The organism is Bacillus weihaiensis (assembly GCF_001889165.1).
Lineage (GTDB): Bacteria > Bacillota > Bacilli > Bacillales > Bacillaceae > Metabacillus > Metabacillus weihaiensis.
This window is the reverse complement of the sequence record NZ_CP016020.1, coordinates 3,539,087-3,556,315: the sequence shown is the minus strand read 5'-3', so window position 1 is coordinate 3,556,315 and position 17,229 is coordinate 3,539,087. Positions and strand designations below refer to the sequence as shown.

General features: G+C 39.9%; 14 protein-coding genes. All 14 read left to right on the top strand.

What is annotated here, in order from left to right:
• Positions 1-265: 265 nt before the first annotated feature.
• Positions 266-3,496, top strand: a complete 3,231-nt coding sequence (locus A9C19_RS17275) for a BTAD domain-containing putative transcriptional regulator (RefSeq protein ID WP_072581080.1) — start codon at positions 266-268, stop codon at positions 3,494-3,496.
• Positions 3,497-3,874: 378 nt separating this feature from the next.
• Positions 3,875-5,122, top strand: a complete 1,248-nt coding sequence (locus A9C19_RS17270; protein ID WP_072581079.1) for a substrate-binding domain-containing protein — start codon at positions 3,875-3,877, stop codon at positions 5,120-5,122.
• A 93-nt stretch (positions 5,123-5,215) separates the two neighbouring features.
• On the top strand, positions 5,216-5,980 hold the full coding sequence (locus A9C19_RS17265; protein WP_072581078.1) for an ABC transporter ATP-binding protein: 765 nt from the start codon (positions 5,216-5,218) through the stop codon (positions 5,978-5,980).
• Positions 5,964-6,671, top strand: coding sequence for an ABC transporter ATP-binding protein (locus A9C19_RS17260; RefSeq protein WP_072581077.1), 708 nt, complete (start codon positions 5,964-5,966; stop codon positions 6,669-6,671). Before A9C19_RS17265 ends, A9C19_RS17260 begins: the two co-directional genes overlap by 17 nt.
• A 15-nt stretch (positions 6,672-6,686) precedes the next feature.
• A complete protein-coding gene (locus tag A9C19_RS17255; protein ID WP_072581076.1) occupies positions 6,687-7,547 on the top strand; it encodes a branched-chain amino acid ABC transporter permease in 861 nt (286 codons plus the stop codon).
• Positions 7,548-7,551: 4 nt separating this feature from the next.
• Positions 7,552-8,547, top strand: a complete 996-nt coding sequence (locus A9C19_RS17250) for a branched-chain amino acid ABC transporter permease (protein ID WP_072581075.1) — start codon at positions 7,552-7,554, stop codon at positions 8,545-8,547.
• A gap of 11 nt (positions 8,548-8,558) precedes the next feature.
• A complete protein-coding gene (locus A9C19_RS17245) occupies positions 8,559-9,584 on the top strand; it encodes a 3-oxoacyl-ACP synthase (RefSeq protein WP_072581074.1) in 1,026 nt (341 codons plus the stop codon).
• A complete protein-coding gene (gene phaZ, locus A9C19_RS17240; protein ID WP_072581073.1) occupies positions 9,581-10,459 on the top strand; it encodes an intracellular short-chain-length polyhydroxyalkanoate depolymerase in 879 nt (292 codons plus the stop codon). The genes A9C19_RS17245 and phaZ overlap by 4 nt, the downstream gene beginning before the upstream one ends.
• A 15-nt stretch (positions 10,460-10,474) precedes the next feature.
• On the top strand, positions 10,475-11,215 hold the full coding sequence (gene fabG / locus A9C19_RS17235) for a 3-oxoacyl-ACP reductase FabG (protein ID WP_072581072.1): 741 nt from the start codon (positions 10,475-10,477) through the stop codon (positions 11,213-11,215).
• A 99-nt stretch (positions 11,216-11,314) separates the two neighbouring features.
• On the top strand, positions 11,315-12,814 hold the full coding sequence (locus tag A9C19_RS17230; RefSeq protein WP_072581071.1) for a class I adenylate-forming enzyme family protein: 1,500 nt from the start codon (positions 11,315-11,317) through the stop codon (positions 12,812-12,814).
• 403 nt (positions 12,815-13,217) lie between these two features.
• Positions 13,218-14,243 (top strand): LacI family DNA-binding transcriptional regulator, encoded by a 1,026-nt coding sequence (locus A9C19_RS17225; RefSeq protein WP_072581070.1) that lies wholly within the window; start codon positions 13,218-13,220, stop codon positions 14,241-14,243.
• A gap of 143 nt (positions 14,244-14,386) precedes the next feature.
• The gene (locus tag A9C19_RS17220) at positions 14,387-15,109 is read left to right on the top strand and encodes a ThuA domain-containing protein (RefSeq protein WP_072581936.1); all 723 of its coding nucleotides are present in this window, start codon (positions 14,387-14,389) and stop codon (positions 15,107-15,109) included.
• Between the two features lie 61 nt (positions 15,110-15,170).
• The gene (locus tag A9C19_RS17215) at positions 15,171-16,202 is read left to right on the top strand and encodes a Gfo/Idh/MocA family protein (protein WP_072581069.1); all 1,032 of its coding nucleotides are present in this window, start codon (positions 15,171-15,173) and stop codon (positions 16,200-16,202) included.
• A gap of 5 nt (positions 16,203-16,207) precedes the next feature.
• Positions 16,208-17,221: a Gfo/Idh/MocA family protein gene (locus A9C19_RS17210; RefSeq protein ID WP_099092786.1), complete on the top strand. Its 1,014-nt coding sequence runs from the start codon at positions 16,208-16,210 to the stop codon at positions 17,219-17,221.
• The last annotated feature ends 8 nt before the right edge of the window (positions 17,222-17,229 follow it).

Below are 17,229 nucleotides of genomic sequence, written 5' to 3'. Positions count from 1 at the left end.
TTTTCATAGAAACTCCCTCGCTATCATAAAGTAATAGTACATATTCTTACCAAAATGATAGATTCTAAACATAAGTACATTTTTTACTGCTTAAGATTTTGTACAAAGCGCTAGGGACTAGCTCCAGTTGCCATGCTTTATGCTTGCTAATGGTCATTTAGAACTGATAAGTGTGTAATGGGTAAAATGTGACAATTCTATGAAAAACCAAAACCATAAATATGATAAAATAGAAGAAAATTCATTTTTTTAGGTGGGGAAAAGAATGCAACCTTCCGTTCCAATTATTGAAACGAAGCTCGTTCCTCCAGCGATAAAGGATCATTATATTTATAGACTTTCCGTAATTAAAAAAATGAAAAGGCTTACAAGTTATCCAGTCACCATTATTCACGGTGGAGCAGGATATGGAAAAAGTACGGTTGTGAGTCAGTTTATAAAACAATGTGACTTTCCGGTATGCTGGTACACAGTTACAGATCAAGATGATGACATTTTTCCGTTTCTTAAATATATAACATTTGCTGTTCGAAAGCATATTCCAAGCTTTGGTGAAGAGCTGCTATCGACGATGTCAGAAATGGATTATTGGCTGGAGCAGGACCAACTTCAGCTTTTAAGTGCGATATTTATTAATGAATGTCAACGAGTGAACCACGAATTCGTTATTGTCATTGATGATTTTCAAGCTGTCGATCATGCTTTTATGATTAACCAATGGCTTGATAAGATTTTAGGGTTGCTGCCTGCGCATGTTCACTTCTTATTTTCGACGAGATCAAAACCTAAGTGGGACATCTTAATTAAACTGAAAGTAAGTCATAATTTATTAGAAATTCGGGAAAAGGAGCTGTTACTTTCAGAAGAAGAGAGTGAAGTTTTTTTAACAGATTTTCACCAGGCAGATTTATCTAAAGAGCAAATAAGGGAGATCTACACTTTAACGGAGGGCTGGATTATTGCGTTAAACATGATTGGTGGTCAGCTTTCTGATTCAGCTGACATCAAGACGATTCTTAAATTTCAGCATTCCACAATGAAGGAGCTTTTTGACTATTTAGCTCAAGAGGTATTTACAAAACAATCTCCCATTCTTCAGCAATTCTTAATCGAGGCGGCGATTTTTCATGAACTTGATCCGGAAATTTGCGATCGAATATTAGGGATCACTGGCTCCTATCAGATGCTCGATACTCTTTATAGTAAGAATATTTTCATTCAGAAGCTAGAAGGCAATCGGTTCCGTTTTCATGCTTTATTTAAAGCGTTTTTGAAAAGAAGGGGTGTAGAGGAACAGCTTCAGCATATTGCCAGGCTTCAAAAGAAATGTGCACAATTTCATGAACGTGAAGGACGATATGAAGAAAGTATGCTGTATTATGAACAACTTAAGGATGAAAAATCAATTGCTTCTATATTACTTGTAATTGGTGAAAGGATGATCAAAAATCGTCAATTAGAGGGGGTCCTTGAAAAGCTTCAGGCGATTTCAGATACGACGAAAAACCAATTTTACACACTATGGTTTTTAGAAGGGCAGGTATGGCGGTACAGATCCTATTACGATAAAGCATTTACTTGCTATAAGCAGGCCATTGAATGTGGAAAAGAATCCAAAGACTATTCTCTTTTAAGTAAAGCAAACGAAGGGTTGGGAAATATTTATTTAGATACGATTCAGCCGGGAAAAGCTGAGAGGTATTTAGCTGAAGCCATTCGATGTTTAGAAAAGGGGGAGGCTTGTCAGGGAGATAAAGAACGCCTCTACAGAATGCTTGCAGAAAATCTTGTGAATTCGGGTCAAGGAGCTAAAGCGTTAATCTGGTATCAAAAAAGTGAAATGAATGTAGAGTCGTGGATTGAAGGGAATCTTGATGCGAGAATGCTCCTCCGTACAGGAAAAATAGCTGAAGCGAAAAAGCTGCTATACAATCGGATTGATATGGAAAAAGAACATCTTCCACAGGCACATCGAGAAACGGAGCTCCTTTTATCCTTGCTAGAAGCTTTTTCAGGAAATGGAGAAAAAGCAAAACAACTAGCTCAAAAGGGTATTCAACAAGGAATTGAACAGCAATCAGCTTTTATTGAAGCCTGCGGCTGGATACGGATTGGGCACGCTGTCGGCATTAACAGCAGGTATGATGAGAAAATGACGTTGGTTTGCTATGAAACGGCACTTCAATTAATGGAATCCATTAAAGTCGACAGGGGAAAAGCTGAGCCTTATATGGGATTATGTGTGCTTTATGGTCAAAAAGGAGAATGGGAGCGTGCGAAGGAATACGGTGAAAGGGCACTTTATGAAACAGAAAAGGTCACAGATTTTTGGTTATCCTCGATTATAAAATTATGCATTGGTATATCAGCCTTTTATAGTAAGGAAAATGAAGAAAGTGATAAATGGTTTACAGAAGCACTACAATCCTTTAAGCAATGTGGAGATCTATTTGGAGAAACGATTTCGTGTATGTGGTTATCATTATTAGCCCTTCAAACAGGGGATCAAGATCGATTCAAAGAACATGCGCATCTTTTTTTTCAGAAGGTGCAGCTAGGACAATATGAATTTATCCTCACTGAACAAACCATGTTTGGACCAAAGGACTTGCAGCAATATCTCCCACTTCTAATCGAAGCAAAAGGTCATGACATTCACCCTACCTATATTACGAAATTACTCTCAAGCTGGGGATATTCACATCTTGATTCACACCCAGGATATACACTACATGTGACCACATTAGGGGATTTTCAGGTTGCTTTAGGTGATCGCGTACTGGATGATGCGGATTGGCAGCGTGAAAAGGGGAAGGAGCTGTTTCAATATCTTCTTTCAAAAAAAGGTCAGCTCATAAGGAAGGAAGAGATTCTTCACAGCCTATGGCCTGACTCTGACGAGAAAAGCAGTAATCGTGATTTTAAGGTAGCGTTCAATGCCCTTAACAAAGCAATTGAACCCAATCGAAAGCCTAGAGCCCAGACATATTTTGTTATCCGTAACGAATCATCGTATGGATTGAACAAGAATGCAGTCATTGACTACGACGTGGATTATTTCGAGCAATGGATTGGTGAAGGCCTAAAGGAACAATCTCTCTTGCCAGCTAAACAACTTCTTGAAAAAGGTTTAGCCTATTACAAAGGAGACTTTTTAGAGGAGAAAAAAACGTACGCATGGGTCACTATGCAACGAGACAGACTTCTGCAAATGTATTTACAGGGCTCTGAAAAGCTAGCACAGATTATGATTCGCTTATCGGAATTTGATAAAGCCATTACCATTTGTAAGAACCTTCTTGCAAAAGAACCTACATGGGAAGAAGCATATCGCTTATTAATGTATGGCTATTATCAGAAAAACAACCGCCCACAGGCACTAATTTGGTATAAGGAATGTGTAAGGGTGCTAGAAAAAGAGCTTGAGGTTGAGCCAATGATCACAACGAAGCAAATGTACGAAATGATTAGGCGTGAGGAAGTGACGTGGGAGTGAGAGTGTGCTTGTTGCTTTGTGTCGAAAAATAGATAAATTCCCACATTTCGAAAATAAATCGTGAAAAGCGAAAATAAAATGGGCAATACCGTTAATAAATCATAGAAAAGCGAAAATAAAAGCCCAAAAGCGAAAATACGGGCACAACCACCAGTCCTATTTTAAACGCCACTAGCCAAGATAGAACAACATAGAACAACATAGAGCAATCATCCAACTTCAAAGGTACATTCTCATGCTCCATACATGAGAATGTACCTTTTTGTTATGCGTAAAACACCTCTGTAACTCATTTGTAACCTCTACAAAGTAAGCTATTGCTAAGCCCTAGTCGAATAGCACTAGGAGGATGGGAGTTATAAAAAAAGGGGGAAAAGTATGAAATCTCTATCTTTACGTTGGTCATTTTTATCAGTCTTACTTGCTGGAACGATGGTTTTTTCGGCTGCATGTAGCAATAGTGAATCATCATCAGGTGATGAGAAGCCAAAGGATGAGGGGACTCCGGAAGCATCTGAGCAGGAAACGGTTAAAATCGGTGTTCTTGCTTCATTAACAGGTGCTCTTGAATCCTATGGTCTACAAACGAAGCAAGGCTTTGAATTAGGTCTCGATTATGCAACTGACGGAACTATGGAGGTTGCAGGTAAGAAGATTGAAGTGGTGTTTGAAGACACGGAAACAAAGCCGGAAGTGGCTGTTCAAAAGGCAACGAAGCTTTTAGAAGAGGATGAAGTTGATTTTCTAGTTGGCTCATCAAGCTCAGGGGATACGTTAGCGGTTCTACCTTTAGCAGAGGAATACGAAAAAATTATGGTTGTAGAACCTGCGGTAGCGGATAGTATTACTGGCTCCGAATTTAATCCATTTGTTTTCCGTACAGCACGTAACTCCTCGCAGGATGCCATTGCTGGTGCTGCTGCCATTGCTGGTGACGGAGTGAAAATTGCCACGCTTGCTCCAGATTATTCTTTCGGAATCGATGGAGTGACAGCGTTTAAGGAAGCCGCTGAGAAGCTAGGTGCTGACATAGTCCTTGAAGAATACGCGGACCCAGCAGCAACAGATTTTACAGCGAACATTCAAAAGATTATTGAATCAAAGCCAGATTATTTATTTGTTATTTGGGCAGGTGCAAATTCACCTTGGAATCAAATTAGCGACATGAAGCTACAGGAAAAAGGGATCAAAATTTCAACAGGTGCTCCTGATATTGCAGCATTAGCCACGATGGAGCCACTGATTGGAATGGAAGGTTTCTCTGTTTACTATCACGGACTTCCAACAAATGATATTAATGATTGGCTCGTTAAGGAGCATCAAGCTCGTTATGATGGCACAATCCCTGATTTATTTACACCAGGTGGAATGAGTGCGGCGATTTCAATTGTAGAAGCTCTCAAGAAGTCTGAGGGTGATACAGATGGAAATGCCCTAATTGATGTGATGGAAGGGATGAGCTTTGAAACTCCGAAAGGCACAATGACATTCCGTGCAGAGGATCATCAAGCCCTTCAAACGATGTATGCGATTAAGCTTGAAAAGCAAGACGGTGTTGATTATCCAGTTCCTGTATTGGTTCGAGAATTAGCACCAGAAGAAACGGCACCACCTGTTCGTAACTAGAACAAGTTCTAGATTTTTAATTTGAAGAAGGCTGATCTAGTCACGTGATGTATTAGGTCAGCTTTTCCACTTATAAATGAGGTGAAATGAAAGATGGCGATTTTAGAAACAAGTGATTTAACAATTGCGTTTGGTGGTCAGGTAGCAGTTGATTCCGTTCATTTATCGATTAAAGAAAAATCGTTCACCTCCATCATCGGTCCAAATGGAGCTGGAAAAACCACACTATTTAATTTGTTAAGCGGCCAATTAAAGCCAACAAAGGGCCACATTTTCTTCAAGGGTGAGGAAATGACAAATTTATCCCCTACGAAACGAACACGAAAAGGAATGGGTCGATCCTTTCAAATTACAAATGTATTCCCTAGTTTAACCGTCCTTGAAAATGTCCGATTAGCTGTCCAATCACAAGTTGGAGTTCGTTATCAAATGCTAAGACATTTTTCTTCCTATAAAAAGATGACTGAGGAAGCGTATTACTTACTTGAGCGAGTCATGATGGAGAAAAAAGCCAATACAGTTGCGAGTAATCTAGCACATGGTGAAAAAAGGAAACTTGAGATAGCGATGCTTCTAGCCTTACAGACAGACCTGCTTCTCCTCGATGAACCAACAGCAGGAATGAGTCTTGAAGAAGTACCAGCTATTTTGGACATTATTAAAGAGATTAAAAAATCGAATGAGCGGACGATTTTACTCATTGAACACAAGATGGATATGATTATGGATTTGTCTGACGGCATAGTCGTTTTGTTTAATGGGAGAAAATTAGCAGAAGGTTCACCAGATGAGATTATGAAAAATGAAACGGTTCAAACGGCATATTTGGGAGGGTTGTATGATGACAACACTGCTTGATGTTACAGATATTCAAACATATATTGGTCAATACCATATTCTTCAAGGTGTTTCGTTTACAGTGAAAAAAGGAGAAGTAACGGTTTTACTAGGACGAAATGGTGCTGGAAAAACGACGACACTTCGATCGATCATGGGGCTAAATCCTGTATCGGAAGGAAGGGTTACATTTAATAAAGAAGAGATTCAAAGATTAGCACCATATGAAATTGCGAGGAAGGGAATTGGGTTTGTCCCAGAGGATCAAGGAGTATTTGGCGGATTAACGGTTGAAGAAAATATAAAGGTTGCGATGCAAAATCAGGATGATGCAACGAAGGCTAGATTAGATAAAGTATTAGATTTATTTCCTGATTTAAAGAAGTATTGGAAAAAGCAGGGCGGGTTCTTAAGTGGTGGCCAAAAGCAAATGCTATCGATTGCAAGAGCCTACATTAACCATAATGATTTACTTCTAATTGATGAACCAAGTAAAGGGCTAGCGCCAATTGTGGTGGAGAAGGTAATGGAGTCTATTCATGAAATGAAGGAGCAGACCACCATTGTATTGGTTGAACAAAATTTCCGCATGGCCATGGGTGTTGGCGATACGTTTTATATTATTGATGACGGACGGAGTGTGGGGACTGGACGGATTGATGAGCTTGCTGAGAATGAGGAATTAAAACGTAAGTATCTTGGGATTGCTTAAGAAAGAGGTGAGAAGATGGAGCTATTTTTAAATTTATCAATAAATGGATTATCAACGGGTATGTTAATTTTCTTATTGGCAGCTGGGTTAACGCTTATTTTTGGGTTAATGGATGTGTTGAATTTTGCACATGGTGGCTTATTTGCATTTGGAGCGTACAGTGGTGTGTGGGTTTATGCAACAACTGGTAGCTTTCTGGCAGGAATTGTTGGAGCGATTCTAACAGGGCTTATTCTAGGATTTGTGACAGAACGTTTTATTGTGAAGCCGGTGTATGGAAATCATGTACAGCAAATTCTCATTACACTTGGGTTGATGCTTGTTCTATCCGAAATGTTAAAGGTTATTTGGGGACCAAATCAATTAGCAGCAAAAGCACCTAGTTATCTAGCAGGAAGCTGGCAGCTAGGAGACGTGACGATCATTAAATATCGCGCATTTATTATTTTAGTAGGCTTCCTTGTTTTTGGTCTTGTTTATTTTATTCTTCGGAATACGAGAATTGGGTTAATTGTAAGAGCAGGTGTGATGAATAAAGAAATGGTGCAAGCGCTTGGAATAAATATTAAGAAGGTGTTTATGCTTGTGTTCATGGTTGGTGCGGCGATGGCTTCATTAGGTGGCATTCTTCACGCTCCGTATTCTGGTGTCATCTATGCCGAGATGGGAATGGATTTTGGGATTTTAGCCTTTATTGTGGTCGTTATTGGTGGTATGGGAAGCTTAACAGGCTCATTATTTGCAGCCATTCTTGTTGGATTATCTGGAGCCTTTATGACGTATTACGTGCCTGACCTGTCCTTAGCAGTCAATATGCTTTTAATGGCAGTTGTTTTAGTGTTTAGACCTCAGGGCTTATTTGGAGTAAAGGGGTGATGAGATGAAGAAAACTTTTCAATTAAGTCCAATTCTCTTAATCGTATGTCTAGGATTATTGATTCTGTTTCCATTTGTATATGATTCTAGAAGTTTAATGATTATGTTTACGCAGATCTTCATTTTTGCCGTTTTTGCCATGAGCTATGATTTGTTACTAGGCTATACAGGAATTGTTTCCTTTGGGCACGCGATGTTCTTTGGGATTGGGGCTTATTCAACTGGAATCCTTTTAGATAGAGGGGATCCAACTTTGATGCTCCTTGTCGTATCGATTGTACTAGGTATGATCCTTGCTGCGATTGTTAGTTATTTAGTAGGGCTGTTAACGCTTCGTTTAAAAAGTCATTTTTATGCGATGCTTACTCTTGCTTTAGCTGGATTGTTTTTAGTTATGGCTGAAAAATGGAGAACGTTAACGTTTGGTAATGATGGATTTACGTTTAGCGTCCCAGACTTTGTGAAGGATCGGTTAACCTTTTACCTCGTTTGCTTAGCGGTCATGGTGGTTGTGTTCTTGCTTTTAAAACGTTTAACAAATTCTCCGTTAGGTAAGGTGCTAGTGGCAGTGCGGGAAAATGAAGCGCGCACACAATCCTTAGGCTATCAAACCATTCACTACAAAATTATTGCAAGCGTCATAGCGGGTGTCCTTGCAAGTGTAGCTGGATCACTATACGTTTTATCTTTGCGATTTGTAAATACAAGTGTATTCACAATGGATGTGACATTGGATGCGTTACTTATGACGATTATAGGTGGCGTCGGGACGCTTGTTGGTCCGATTTTAGGGGCTGGAATTATTGAAGTCTCACATCACTGGCTGTCAGAGCTAGGGAAAACCTATCCAATTTTTGAACGCTGGATCATTTTCTTTGGCATTTTATATATTCTTGCCGTTATGTTTTTCCCAGCTGGAATTGTTGGTACATTACGAGGGAAGAAATGGAAAAAGAAAAAACAAGAGCAAAGCAATAAAGAGAAAGAAATCGCAGGTTAAAGGGGGGAACGATGGTGAGCATTGGGATTTTAGCAACAGGTCTTTACATTCCGGATACGTTTGAGACAGGTGAGGAAATCGCGGAAAAAGCAGGATTACCAGTGAAGGTAGTCGAAGATAAATTAGGAATAAAAAGGAAGCCGATTCCAGGATTACATGATCACACATGTGAGATGGGGATTAAGGCAGCAAGGCAGGCGCTTGAAGAAGCGGGACTAACCGGGAAAGACATTGATTTAGTTATTTATATTGGAGAGGAGTACAAAGAATATCCCCTTTGGACTGCTGCGATTAAAACACAGGAAGCAATCGGAGCCCATCATGCATGGGGCTTTGATACGGCCTTACGCTGTGGTACCACCATTATGGCCCTTAAATTAGCTAAAAGCTTAATGCAAACAGATGACGATCTTCATACAGTTTTATTAGCTGGTGGATACAGAAATGGAGACCTCATTGATTATAAAAATGAACGAACACGCTTTATGTTTAACCTTGGAGCTGGTGGTGGTGCCATACTGCTTCAAAAAGGGTTGAAAAAGAATATTTTATTAGAATCTCATATTATGACAGATGGGTCTTTTTCAGAGGATGTGGTCGTTACAGCTGGTGGTACAAAAAAACCAATTACAAAGGAAGTTTTAGAAAATGGCACCTATCGCCTTGATGTGTTAGACCCCGTAGGAATGAAGAAAAGGCTAGAACAAAAATCCATGGATAATTTTTTAAAGGTTGTTCGGAAATCGCTTCATAAAAGTGGTTTCAAAGAAAGTGATATTAGCTACATTGCCATGCTGCATATGAAAAAGTCAGCTCATGAATATGTACTAAATCAACTAGGGCTAACTGGGGATCAGTCCATCTATTTACAGAATTATGGTCATATTGGGCAAATCGATCAAATCGTATCATTAAGATTAGCAGTAGAAGAGGGGAAAATTAAGCAAGGGGATGTAGTTGTACTTGTCTCGGCAGGAATTGGTTACGCGTGGGGAGCAACGACAATTATTTGGGGAAATGGGGAGATGAATGAATGACCTTGCCTACAGTTCAAAAGGCAGAGCTTTCTAACGGTGAAACACTGGCATATCGTAAGCGTGACGGTGGAAAGGAAACCATCTTGTTAATTCATGGGAATATGACCTCATCTGTTCATTGGGATCTTTTTTTTGAAACATTTCCTGAGCAGTACACAGTCATTGCGGTGGACTTAAGAGGCTTTGGAGAGTCGACCTATCATAACCGTGTTCGTTCCATTCAGGATTTCTCTGAAGATCTCTTTCTTTTTATTCAGGAGGTAGGCTTGAAAGATGTTACCGTAATCGGATGGTCTACAGGTGGAGCGGTGGCGATGCAGCTTATTGCAGATCATCCTGACTTCTATAAAAAACTTATTCTATTAGCTTCTGCGTCAACGAGAGGCTATCCATTTTACGGGACAAAGGCTGATGGCTCTGCAGACTTATCTAAGCGTTTACAAACAATTGAAGAAATTGAACAAGACCAAAGCAAGACGATTCCAATCCAAGCAGCCTATGATACAAATAACCGAGAGATGCTAAGAGCCATTTGGAATGCTCTTATTTACACAAAGAATCAACCAGATAAAGAGCGCTATGAGAAATATGTGGATGATATGAGAACGCAAAGAAACTTGGCGGATGTCTACCATTCTCTTAATACCTTTAACATCAGTTCATCAGGGACAAATCAAGTCAAGGATATTACACGACCAGTCTTAGTGTTGCGGGGAGATCGCGATCTTGTTATATCAAAGGAAATGGCAGAGGAAACGGTTGAAGATTTTGGTGGGCATGCGAGCTTTATCGAGCTTACTGATTGTGGACACTCACCACTTGTTGATGATTTAGAGCAGCTTAACAAAACAATCATTGAGTTTATTGAGAACTAAGGGGGATGTAAGGATATGAGATTACAAGACAAAGTAGCGGTTATTACAGGGGGAGCCAATGGAATAGGCTTCTCTGCAACAGAGAGCTTTGCCAAAGAAGGGGCAAAAGTAGCGATGCTGGATTTCGATGAGAAAACGGGGCATGAAAAAGCCGAGGAGCTCTCCTCACAAGGCTATGAGGTAGCGTTCTTTCAAGTTGATGTATCCAATGAGGAAAATGTACATGCCGTTATGGAAAGGATTGCAGGTAAATGGGGGAAAATTGACATCCTCATCAATAATGCTGGAATTACAAGAGATGGCATGCTTCATAAGCTTGCTTCAAGTGATTTTCAAAAAGTGTTAGATGTAAATGTAAACGGTGTCTTTTACTGTACGCAAGCAGCAGTTCCTTACTTAGTGAAGCAAGGGAAAGGGAAGATAATCAATACCTCCTCTGTTAGTGGTACGTATGGAAATGTCGGTCAAACTAATTATGCAGCTGCAAAAGCCGCCGTTATCGGCATGACCAAAACATGGGCAAAGGAGCTAGGCAGAAAAGGGATTAATGTAAATGCAGTAGCTCCAGGCTTTACCGAAACATCAATGGTCGCATCAGTCCCTGAAAAAGTCATCCAGCAAATGGTCGCCATGGTCCCAATGCAACGACTAGGAAAGCCAGAAGACATAGCGAATGCTTACCTATTCCTAGCATCTGACGAATCCGACTACGTCAACGGCACGGTCCTGCATGTAGACGGCGGAATTATGATGTGAAGAGAAGAAGGGAGAAGAAGGCGCCTTCCTGTTTGTAACTCCTTTGTAACCTCTCAACTTTACAATAAAGAAAAGTTGGTGAAAGGGGTAGGAGATTTGATGGTATGTGGTGATTGGTTAAGAAAACGAGCGGACCTTTCTCCAATGAATGTTGCATTAGTCGATGGAACAACTAAGGAGAAGTGGACATATAAAGAATTACATGAACAGGCTCTAAGGTGGGCAATGTTCTTTCAAGATAAAGGATTACAACAAGGAGACCGCGTTGTCGTTGTCGCCCAAAATTCACCTATTTTCTTTGAAATGATGTTTGCCTGTCTTAAAATCGGCTGTGTGCTCACTCCTTTAAATTGGCGATTGTCTGAGGCTGAGATAAGGGAGATTGCTTTGCATGCTGAGCCGGCTCTTATGGTACTCGATGATTTTTCACTGCAGGCTTTTCCTACTTTACAAACTCTGGGATTTCAATGGGAGCCTTTAAACCGTGTAAAGGAAAAAATCAATACACAGGAATTCCACGGCTTGATAGATGAATCAAAACCCAAGGATTACTTACCATGGCTCATGATCTATACTGGTGGCACCACAGGCAAGCCTAAAGGGGTGGTCCTAACAGAGCGTGCAATTAATTGGAATGCTTATAATACGATTATCACGTGGGGACTCACAGAAAAGGATACCACCTTAACCTATATGCCGATGTTTCATACTGGAGGAATTAATGCCTTATCGATCCCACTGTTGATGGCTGGAGGAACGGTTGTGGTGGCCAATAAATTTAGTGCCAGTGAAGCAATTCAACTTCTTCACGAATATACGTGTACCATCGCACTTTTTGTCCCAACGATGTATCACATGATTGTTGAAGATCCACTTTTTCAAAAAATGCCATTTTCTTCAATGACAGCTTTTTTATCTGGTGGTGCGCCTTGTCCCCATACGATTTATGAAAAATTCCAGCAAAGAAACCTGCCATTTAAAGAAGGATACGGCTTAACCGAGGCAGGTCCAAATAATTTCTCCATCACACCAGAGCGAGCTCATACCAAGGTGGGATCCGTTGGAAAACCAATGCTCCTTAATGAGGTGAAAATTGTAAACAATGAAGGGCTGGAGGTTCAAACAGGTGAGGTTGGAGAGCTAATCATTAAAGGAAATCACATGTTTACCGAGTACTTTAGAAATGAAAAAGCAACGATGGAGACCCTTCGTAACGGCTGGTTACATACAGGTGATTTAGCGAAACAGGATCATGAAGGAGATTACTTTATTGTCGGTCGAAAAAAAGAAATGATTATATCTGGTGGGGAAAATATTTATCCACTTGAAATTGAGCAAGTCTTAATTGCTCATCCAAACGTGAGGGAAGCAACTATAATAGGTGTGAAGGACGAAAGGTGGGGGGAGAGGGTTATCGCTTACGTAAGTGTAAAGTCACCTGAAGTAATCACCGTTTCTACGTTAATTGAACACATGCGACCTAGTCTCGCATCATATAAGCTACCAAAGGAAATTGTCATACTTCATGAACTTCCCAAAACAGCTGTAGGGAAAATAGATAAAAAACGTCTAGTAGAATCCTATAAAATAGGTGGATAACCTCTTCGTAACGGAGAGGTTCTTTTGGTGGTCTATCTTTCTTAGGTGTTTCATGGTCTTTGTCAAAAAGGAAATAGATTGGGAAACGAAAATAAAGTGCTAGAAAACGAAAATAAATAGTATGAAAACGAAAATAAAACCCGTGAAAGCGAAAATAAACAAGGCAATTCCGAAAATAAAACACGGAAAAGCGAAAATAAACGCTGTCTAGCACTTATGCGAAGCACATATTCGAGCTTACGGTTCGGCTTAGCGTCTGCTATTGAACCAGCCTGCAGGTCCTCGGTCCTACCTCTCATGAAAAGATTTTTAACGCGATCAATAAAAATGGTTGCGCTTGCAGAGACTGTTAGTATATAATGACATCAAAGTTAGTTAACCGTTTAACCAAACCGGAGGACATATGAATCAGAAGATCACAATTAGAGATGTGGCAAAGCACGCTGGTGTTTCTCCGGCAACAGTATCTTATGTACTGAATGGAGTAAACAAGGTTTCAGATGAAACAAAAGAAAGAGTGTTATTTGCGATTGAAGAGTTAAACTATCAGCCAGATTTTACGGCAATTAGTTTATCGAAACGAAAGTCAAAAATGCTTGGTGTGGTGATGCCATTAGTGGGAGAAACGCTTGCACCAATTTTTAAAGAAAACCCTTATTATAGTGAACTATTAAGTGGGGTAGAGTTTGCTTGTCGTACAAATGGATATGATTTCGTTATATCGGGAATTTCGAAGGTCGATGAATGCAAAAACTGGGTGATGAAGCGAAATCTTGATTCATTGCTGGTGTTAGGGAAATTCCCTAAGAAGGTTTTTGATGAAATGAAAACGTTATCGATTCCACTGGTTTTTATTGATTCCTTTGAAGATTATGCAAATGACTATACGAATATAAGAATTGATGATGAATTAGGTGGCTATTTAGGAACGAAACACCTTATTGAGCTTGGGCATAAAAGAATTTGCTTTGTTCCAAATGGTCAAATTGATCATGAAGTAGATGGGCAAAGGTATCTTGGCTTTAAACGAGCACTGCAAGAGGCAGCTATTCCTTATCAGGAGGATATGGTCTATATTGGTCCTTCAAATACGTTTGAGAATGGCTATAACATTGGACGTGAATTAGCGAAGAGAACCAATCTTACGGCTATTTTCACCTCATCTGATATCACGGCACTTGGGATAATTAAATCCTTGAATGATCAAGAATTGAAGGTTCCACAAAATATGTCAATCGTCGGGTTCGATGATTTAATGATTAGTAAATACTCCTCGCCAAGCTTAACGACAATTAGGCAGGATGTGTTCAAAAAAGGGTCGCTCTCAGCAGAGATGGCCATTCAAGCTATAGAAAATAAAGAAACGAAAAAAGAGCAAATCATGCTACCGGTTGAACTAGTGGTTAGAAGTTCAACAACCTCAATTTAAGGAGGTGAGCTCGACTAATCTTAGTGTTTTCTTATGCATTTTTTCCTTGTTAAGAAAATTAGGGTCAAGGTGCATCTGCTTTTCTTTAAGTAGTTAACCGGTTCAATAGACAAAAATAATAATAGATTAGGTGGGTATACATGATGACAAGAGTAACAGTATGGAATGAAAATAGACATGAAAAGAAAAATCCAGTGGTGAGTGACATTTATCCAGAAGGTATCCACGGTGCAATTGCTGGATTTCTAAAAGAAGAAAATCACGAGGTTAGAACAGCAACGTTAGATGAAGAAAACCACGGACTTTCAGATGAAGTATTAAACAACACCGATGTATTAGTTTGGTGGGGACACCTTGCTCATGATGAGGTACAAGATGAGATTGTGGAAAAGGTTCAGCAGCGTGTACTAGATGGAATGGGATTAATTGTTCTACACTCGGGTCACTTTTCGAAAATTTTCAAAAAGCTAATGGGAACAAGCTGTGATTTGAAATGGCGTGAAGCTGATGAAAAAGAGCGTCTATGGGTTGTAGATCCAAGCCATCCGATTGCTGAGGGTGTTGGAGAATACATTGAGCTTGAGAAGGAAGAAATGTACGGAGAGCATTTTGATATTCCAGCTCCAGATGAGCTTATTTTCACTAGCTGGTTTGAAGGTGGAGAAATTTTCAGAAGTGGTTGTACGTTCAAGCGTGGAAACGGCAAAGTATTTTATTTCCGCCCAGGACATGAAACGTATCCAACTTACCATAACGAACAGATTCAGCGTGTTATTAAAAACGGTGTGAACTATGTAGCACCAGTTAATCGCAAGCGACCTGTTTATGGAAACGCTCAACCATTAGAGACGATTGCTGCCAAGTAAAAAGGAAGTAGTAGGGAACAATAACCAAGGGTTTTTCACGCTAAAATGAGGAGGAATTATATTGGGTAAAGTAAGAGTTGGAGTTATCGGATGTGGAAGTATCTCACAGTATCGTCATCTTCCGGAGTATGCTGCTAATAAAGAGGTTGAATTAGTCGCGGTATGTGACATTGTGGAGGAACGTGTAAAGGAAGTAGCGAACAAGTATGGTGCGAAAGCTTATACAGACTACAAGGAGCTTATCCAAAGTGGTGAAGTGGATGCAGTAAGCGTGTGTACGCCAAACTACTTACATGCACCTATTTCAATTGAAGCGTTAAACAACGGTTTACATGTTTTATGTGAAAAGCCAATGGCAACTTCACAAGAAGAAGCTGAGGCAATGATCGAAGCGGCAAAGAAAAATGACAAAAAATTAATGATTGCTCATAATCAACGCTTTGTTCGCTCCCATCAAAAGGCACGTCAATTAATTGAAAATGGAGAGATCGGAAAAATCTATAGCTTCCGTACTGCATTCGGTCATCCAGGACCAGAAGGCTGGAGCATAGATGGAAAAGATAGCTGGTTCTTCGAAAAGGAAAAAGCTTATATCGGTGCAATGGGAGACTTAGGTGTTCATAAAACGGACTTATTACGTTACCTTCTTGGTGAGGAAATTGTAGAGGTAGGTGCATTTATCGAAACGTCAGCAAAAGAGTTTGCAGATGTTGATGATACGGCCGTATGTGCATTAAAAACCGAAAATGGAATCATTGGTACTCTAGCTGCAAGCTGGTCTTATACAGCAAAAGAGGATAATTCAACGATTATTTACGGAGAAAAAGCGATTCTACGCTTAGAGGATCATCCAGAGTATTCATTAGTAGTTCAATACACAAACGGTGAAGTGGTAAATTATGATCTTGGTAAAATTCAGTCTAATGATGAAGGCGGTCAAAATACAACTCACGTAATTAATAACTTTGTTGAATCTGTTTTAACTAACACAGAGCCACCAATCAATGGTGAAGAGGGTATGAAATCACTTGCTGTCATTCTTGCTGCGATCAAATCAAATGAAACGAAAACACTTGCAAAAGTATTTGAGTGATCATGATGAGTAAACTACGACTTGGAATCATCGGAGTAGGTGGGATTGCAACAGGAAGGCATATTCCTTCCTTTCAAAGCCTAACAGAAGATTGTGTGATTACAGCAGTGAGTGATGTGAATAAAGAACGAGCAGAAGAGGTTTCAAGAACATATTCTGTTGAACATGTTTTTGAAAATTATGAAGAGATGTTTGAGCATGTAGATGCGGTTTGTATATGTACCCCTAATAAATTTCATGCTGACATTACGATTGCAGCACTTGAAGCAGGAGTCCATGTCTTATGTGAAAAGCCAATGGCACTAACAGGTGAAGAATGTGAAAGAATGCTTGATGCCTCAAAGCGTAACGATAAAGTCTTGGCGATTGCTTATCACTATCGTTTTATGAAAAACGCTCAAGCGGCGAAAAAAATGATGGAAGAGGTTGGCACACCTCTTGTAACAAGAGTAAAAGCATTGCGACGTAGGAAAGTTCCAGGCTGGGGTGTATTTACGAATAAATCCCTTCAAGGTGGCGGAAGCTTGATTGATTATGGCTGTCATTTACTAGACTTAGCGATTTGGTTAATGGGAAGCCCGAAATTCGTGACTGTGAACGGAAGTACGTACAATGTCCTAAGTAAAACGCCTAATAGTGTCAATCAATGGGGTTCCTTTGATCATGAAACCTTCGATGTAGACGATCATGTAACGGCCTATGTAACGTTTGAAAACGGTGCGTCGTTATTGTTAGAAACATCATGGGCGGCAAATATTTTAGATGATGAAGAGCATGTTAGTATTTCAGGCTCAGAGGGTGGTCTGAATGTTTTTCCCCTAGAGCTTTACACAACGAAAAACGGAATGCTTTTTAATAGTCAAGCAGCTTGGATTCCTGGTGAAGATCAGGTAGGGATTGCACAGGCAAAGAATTTTGTAGATGCATGTCTTGGTCGCGATGAGTTTATTGTAAAACCAGAGGAAGCACTACGCGTATCACAAATTATTGATCAAATTTATCAATCTGCTGAAAGATAAAAGGAGGA

Coding starts and splice junctions, on each gene's coding strand:
- A9C19_RS17275 (WP_072581080.1), top strand. CDS start 266: ATGCAACCTTCCGTTCCAATTATTGAAACGAAGCTCGTTCCTCCAGCG.
- A9C19_RS17270 (WP_072581079.1), top strand. CDS start 3,875: ATGAAATCTCTATCTTTACGTTGGTCATTTTTATCAGTCTTACTTGCT.
- A9C19_RS17265 (WP_072581078.1), top strand. CDS start 5,216: ATGGCGATTTTAGAAACAAGTGATTTAACAATTGCGTTTGGTGGTCAG.
- A9C19_RS17260 (WP_072581077.1), top strand. CDS start 5,964: ATGACAACACTGCTTGATGTTACAGATATTCAAACATATATTGGTCAA.
- A9C19_RS17255 (WP_072581076.1), top strand. CDS start 6,687: ATGGAGCTATTTTTAAATTTATCAATAAATGGATTATCAACGGGTATG.
- A9C19_RS17250 (WP_072581075.1), top strand. CDS start 7,552: ATGAAGAAAACTTTTCAATTAAGTCCAATTCTCTTAATCGTATGTCTA.
- A9C19_RS17245 (WP_072581074.1), top strand. CDS start 8,559: ATGGTGAGCATTGGGATTTTAGCAACAGGTCTTTACATTCCGGATACG.
- phaZ (WP_072581073.1), top strand. CDS start 9,581: ATGACCTTGCCTACAGTTCAAAAGGCAGAGCTTTCTAACGGTGAAACA.
- fabG (WP_072581072.1), top strand. CDS start 10,475: ATGAGATTACAAGACAAAGTAGCGGTTATTACAGGGGGAGCCAATGGA.
- A9C19_RS17230 (WP_072581071.1), top strand. CDS start 11,315: ATGGTATGTGGTGATTGGTTAAGAAAACGAGCGGACCTTTCTCCAATG.
- A9C19_RS17225 (WP_072581070.1), top strand. CDS start 13,218: ATGAATCAGAAGATCACAATTAGAGATGTGGCAAAGCACGCTGGTGTT.
- A9C19_RS17220 (WP_072581936.1), top strand. CDS start 14,387: ATGACAAGAGTAACAGTATGGAATGAAAATAGACATGAAAAGAAAAAT.
- A9C19_RS17210 (WP_099092786.1), top strand. CDS start 16,208: ATGAGTAAACTACGACTTGGAATCATCGGAGTAGGTGGGATTGCAACA.